The sequence below is a fragment of the Brevundimonas sp. genome (assembly GCF_032107865.1).
Classification (GTDB): Bacteria; Pseudomonadota; Alphaproteobacteria; order Caulobacterales; family Caulobacteraceae; genus Brevundimonas.
In genome coordinates this window covers 11,014-15,438 of record NZ_DAMCNG010000052.1, presented here as the reverse complement: position 1 = coordinate 15,438, position 4,425 = coordinate 11,014, and the positions used below count along the sequence as shown (strand labels likewise).

Annotated in this window: 6 protein-coding genes; 4 read left to right on the top strand and 2 right to left on the bottom strand. The window is 65.7% G+C overall.

Features of this window, described 5'->3' with window-relative positions; translation table 11 throughout:
* The first annotated feature begins 285 nt into the window (after positions 1–285).
* Complete coding sequence (locus RT567_RS06735; protein WP_313575229.1) at positions 286–906, top strand: fasciclin domain-containing protein; 621 nt, start codon at positions 286–288, stop codon at positions 904–906.
* A 151-nt stretch (positions 907–1,057) separates the two neighbouring features.
* On the opposite strand, the gene RT567_RS06730 is transcribed toward RT567_RS06735, so the two are convergent.
* Entirely contained in the window at positions 1,058–1,381 is a 324-nt protein-coding gene (locus tag RT567_RS06730) for a DUF1476 domain-containing protein (protein WP_313575227.1), read from the bottom strand.
* Between the two features lie 259 nt (positions 1,382–1,640).
* On the opposite strand from RT567_RS06730, the gene purC reads away from it, so the two are divergent.
* Both purC and purS read left to right on the top strand, forming a co-directional pair.
* Positions 1,641–2,399, top strand: coding sequence for a phosphoribosylaminoimidazolesuccinocarboxamide synthase (gene purC / locus RT567_RS06725; RefSeq protein WP_003165779.1), 759 nt, complete (start codon positions 1,641–1,643; stop codon positions 2,397–2,399).
* A complete protein-coding gene (purS, locus tag RT567_RS06720; protein ID WP_313575225.1) occupies positions 2,399–2,638 on the top strand; it encodes a phosphoribosylformylglycinamidine synthase subunit PurS in 240 nt (79 codons plus the stop codon). The genes purC and purS overlap by 1 nt, the downstream gene beginning before the upstream one ends.
* A gap of 64 nt (positions 2,639–2,702) precedes the next feature.
* Here the strand turns inward: purS and RT567_RS06715 are convergent, their stop codons facing one another.
* Positions 2,703–3,872 carry a cyclopropane-fatty-acyl-phospholipid synthase family protein gene (locus RT567_RS06715; RefSeq protein ID WP_313575224.1) on the bottom strand — a complete coding sequence of 390 codons (1,170 nt, stop codon included), beginning with the start codon at positions 3,870–3,872 and terminating at the stop codon, positions 2,703–2,705.
* 124 nt (positions 3,873–3,996) lie between these two features.
* Between RT567_RS06715 and RT567_RS06710 the strand changes: the two genes are divergently transcribed.
* On the top strand, positions 3,997–4,425 hold a 429-nt coding region (locus RT567_RS06710), incomplete at its 3' end, for a YbhB/YbcL family Raf kinase inhibitor-like protein (protein WP_313575222.1).

The window sequence follows — 4,425 nt, the reverse complement described above, 5'->3', positions numbered from 1 at the left end:
AACGGCGGAACGGCGGCGCGGCTGGGCCGACGCGCCCTGTTCGGGGCGTCCGGCGTCGCCCTTGTCGACCTGCCCTCATCCAGCGCGGCCCACGCCCGGCCGTTCGCCGAGAAACTGTCGCGCTGGACCGCACTCGCCCCCTATCTGGGTTGAGCCGAGCTTGGTCGCGCATCACGCGCCGCGCCGGAAAAATTGATCGCGAACGCATCCTTTTGCGCAGGCAGCCGTATTCCTTCCCGACGCGGTCTCCCCCCGTTTGCAAGCCGACGTCGATGGAGGAATCTCATGACATTCACCCGCATCACCGCCCTCGCCGTATCGTCCGCCGCCCTGCTGGCCGTGGCCGCCTGCGGCCAGAACGAGACGAAGAAGGAGCCGGCGCCGGTCGAGAGCGCCCCGCCCGCCATGACCCCCGCCACGACCGAGCCCATGGTCGGCGGCGTGGCGATGAACCCATCCGACAATCTGGTCGCCAACGCTTCCAAGGCCCCGAACCTGACCACCCTGGTCAGCGCGCTGCAGACCGCCGGCCTGACCGAACGGCTGCAAGGCCCCGGCCCCTTCACCGTTTTCGCGCCCGACAACGCGGCCTTTGACAAGATCCCCGCCGCCACGCGCGAGGGCTGGATGCAGCCCGCCCAGAAGGCGGCGCTGACCAAGCTGCTGACCTATCACGTCGTGCCCGGTCGTCTGACCGCCGCCGACATCGCCGCCCAGGCCCAGGCCAACGGCGGTACAGCCACCCTGACCACGGTCCAGGGCGAGAAGCTGATGATCAAGGACGCCGGCGGCGGCAAGTGGCAGATCACCGACGCCAAGGGCGGAACCTCGACTATCAGCCAAGCCGACGTGGCGCAGTCGAACGGCGTGGTTCACATCGTCGATACGGTGCTGATGCCGAAATAGGACATCGGATCGAACCGACCGGCCGCGGGCGCGTTGATCGGATGCGCCTCGGCGCCTCCGGTCCCTTCCGTTTCCCCGGCGGAAGCCGGATCGAAGAAGGGCCGCAACCGTCGCCGGTTGCGGCCCTTGTGTCATTCGATTGCGAGGCGGCCTATTCGCCGGCGCGGATCTGTTCGCGCGCGATCGAGGCCAGTTCGTCCATCTTGGAGCGCAGCTCGCCTTCAGACACCGTCATGCCCGAGGCCTTGAAGTCGCCGGCCACCTTGCGGAAGACGTCTTCCTCGCCCGGCTGCTCGAAGTCGGCGCGGACCACGGCGGCGGCGTATTGCTCGGCGCTCTCGGGCGACAGGCCCATCTTCTCGGCCGCCCACAGGCCCAGCATCTTGTTGCGACGCGCGATGGCCTTGAATTCCTGTTCCTGATCGAGGGCGTACTTGGCCTCATAGGCCTGTTCCCGATCGTCGAAGGTCGTCATGCGCGTCGTAACTCCAGTCACGGACCAGTCTCGTCCGCAAACGGCTCTATGGCCCCCGGCGCGACCGAACGCAACCAGACTTCGGTCGCGTATGCTGACGCAGGGTCGCTTCAGGATATTTGTGTCACAGACGCCCTTCGGCTAAAGGGCGCGTGGTTCTATATAGCCGCCATCGATTCAGGAACCGCGCCGCCCCGACCTTCGGGCCGCGCGTTTTTCGTTTTGAGGCCGTCCGTTTCCTTCCCCCCGGGGCCCGAAGATGAACACCAAGCGCAAGAAGCTCTACGAGGGCAAGGCCAAGATCCTGTACGAAGGGCCTGAGCCGGGCACGCTGATCCAGTATTTCAAGGACGACGCGACCGCCTTCAACGCGCAGAAGAAGGCGACCCTGGAAGGCAAGGGCGTCATCAACAACCGCATCAGCGAATTCATCATGTCGCGCCTGAACTCGATCGGCGTGACCAACCACTTCATCAAGCGCCTGAACCTGCGCGAGCAACTGATCCGCGAAGTCGAGATCATTCCGCTGGAAGTGGTGTGCCGCAACGTCGTCGCCGGCTCGCTGGCCCAGCGCCTGGGCCAGGAAGAGGGCACGCCCCTGCCCCGTTCGATCATCGAATTCTACTACAAGAAGGATGAGTTGAACGACCCGATGGTGACCGAAGAGCACATCACGGCGTTCAACTGGGCCACGACCCAGGAACTGGACGACATCCTGGCCATGACGGTGCGGGTGAACGACTATCTGTGCGGCATGTTCGGCGCCGTCGGCATCACCCTGGTCGACTTCAAGATCGAGTTCGGCCGCGTGTGGGAGAACGACTTCGCCCGCGTCATCCTGGCCGACGAAATCAGCCCCGACTCGTGCCGCCTGTGGGATTCGACCACCGGCGAGAAGCTGGACAAGGACCGCTTCCGCCGCGACATGGGCGACGTCATCGAAAGCTACACCGAGGTGGCCCGCCGCCTCGGCATCATGAAGGACATGCCGACCGTGATTCAGGGAGGGCTGCATTAATGGCCAAGGTTAAAGTTCACGTCTTCCTCAAGCCCGGCGTCCTGGACGTCCAGGGCAAGGCCGTCGAAGGCGCCCTGCAGGGTCTGGGCTGGGCTGGCGTCGCCAACGCCCGCGTCGGCAAGCTGATCGAGTTCGACCTCGACGACGCCGTCGCCGACAAGGAGGCCGAGGTCAAGCGCATGTGCGAGACCCTGCTGGCCAACACGGTCATCGAAAGCTACCGGATCGAAATCGCCTGAGAGCGATGACGGTTCAGACGATCAAGGCCGCTCGAAAGGGCGGCCTTTTTCTATGCCCGCCGGCCTAGCCGCACAGATAGTCGCGGCTCAGCGGCACAGCCGTCTGCTTCTTCGTCAGCTGCACTTGGAACACCATGTGGCCCAGTTCGCGGAAGGCGACCTCGCTGGCCGCGAGATAGAACTCCCACATCCGGCAGAAGCGCTCGTCGTACATGGCCAGCGCCTCGCCGCGCCGCGCCAGGAACCGCTCGCGCCAATGCCGCAGAGTCTCGGCGTAATGCAGGCGCAGCACCTCCATGTCCGTGACCCACAGACCCGCGCGCTCGATGGCGGGCAGCACCTCGGACAGGGCCGGGATATAGCCGCCGGGGAAGATGTATTTGCGCACCCACGGCTGGGTGCGATTGGGCGGCGACTTGCGGCCGATGGCGTGGATCACCGCCACCCCGTCGTCGTCCAGCAAACGGGCGACCGTGTCGAAATACTCCTGATAGTTCGGCACGCCGACGTGCTCGAACATCCCCACCGAGATGATGCGGTCGAAGGTCTGGTCCAGGTCGCGATAGTCCTGAAGCCGGAAATCAGCCCGGTCGGTGACGCCTAGGGCGGTCGCCCGCTCGTTGGCGGTGCGGTGCTGTTCGGTGGACAGGGTGACGCCGGTCACCCGCGCGCCGCGTTCGACCATGGACAGGCCCAGTCCGCCCCAGCCGGCGCCGATGTCCAGGGCGCTGTGCCCCGGCTCCAGCAGCAGCTTGTCGATCAGGCGGCGCTTCTTGGCGACCTGGGCCTGTTCCAGGCTGGCGTCCGGCGTCTCGAAGAAGGCGCAGGAATATTGCAGGTCTTCGTCCAGAAACAGGCGATAGAAATTGACCGTCAGATCATAGTGATGGCTAACGTTGCAGCGCGCATGGAGCCGATCATTAGCCTGCTCCGCCCCGCGCTTAAGCCGCTGCATCCAGGTCAGCTTGGGCGAGCGCGGCCGCAGGGCCAGTTGCGAGGTCGTCAGCTGGAGGAAGTCATAGATGCTTCCGCCCTCGATGCGGAACGTTCCGTCCATGAAGGCTTCGCCCAGGGCCAGATCGGGATTGGCGGCGATGGCGACGGCGGTCTTCATGTCCGTCAGCACGGCCGTCAGTTCCGGTTCGCCCGGCCCCGCCGTCAGTTCGCGACCATCCGGAAGCCGCACCCGGATCGACCGCGTCTGAAAGGTTCGGTCCAACAGGGCTTGCAGCATCCCGTTCCTCCGCTCATCAAGACAGCTTGACCTTAGCTAGGGACAGAATGTCGCGACGCAACGTCCGTGACCAGTCTTTCGTTAGTTGGGCAATCCGATCCGCCGCCAAGGAGAGAGCGCCGCCATGAGCTTCACCGTCACCTCGACCGATTTTTCCGACGGCGGCGTCCTGCCCGACGCCCAGGTCAAGGCGCTGGGAAACATCTCGCCGCAACTGTCATGGTCGGGCGCGCCCGAAGGGACCAGGAGCTTCGCCGTCACCTGCTATGATCCCGACGCCCCGACCGGGTCCGGGTTCTGGCACTGGATGGTCGCCAACATTCCAGCCGATGTCGCCGAACTGGCCGCCGGCGCGGGCGCGGTGGGCGGCGCGAACCTGCCCAAGAGCGCCGTCCAGGGCCGCACCGACTATGGCGAGGCCGGTTTCGGCGGCGCCGCCCCGCCGCCCGGCCACGGCCCGCACCGCTACATCTTCACCGTCTTCGCCGTCGACGTGGACCGGCTGGACGTGACGGAAGACAACTCGGGGGCCGTCTTCGGCTTCAACCTGCAC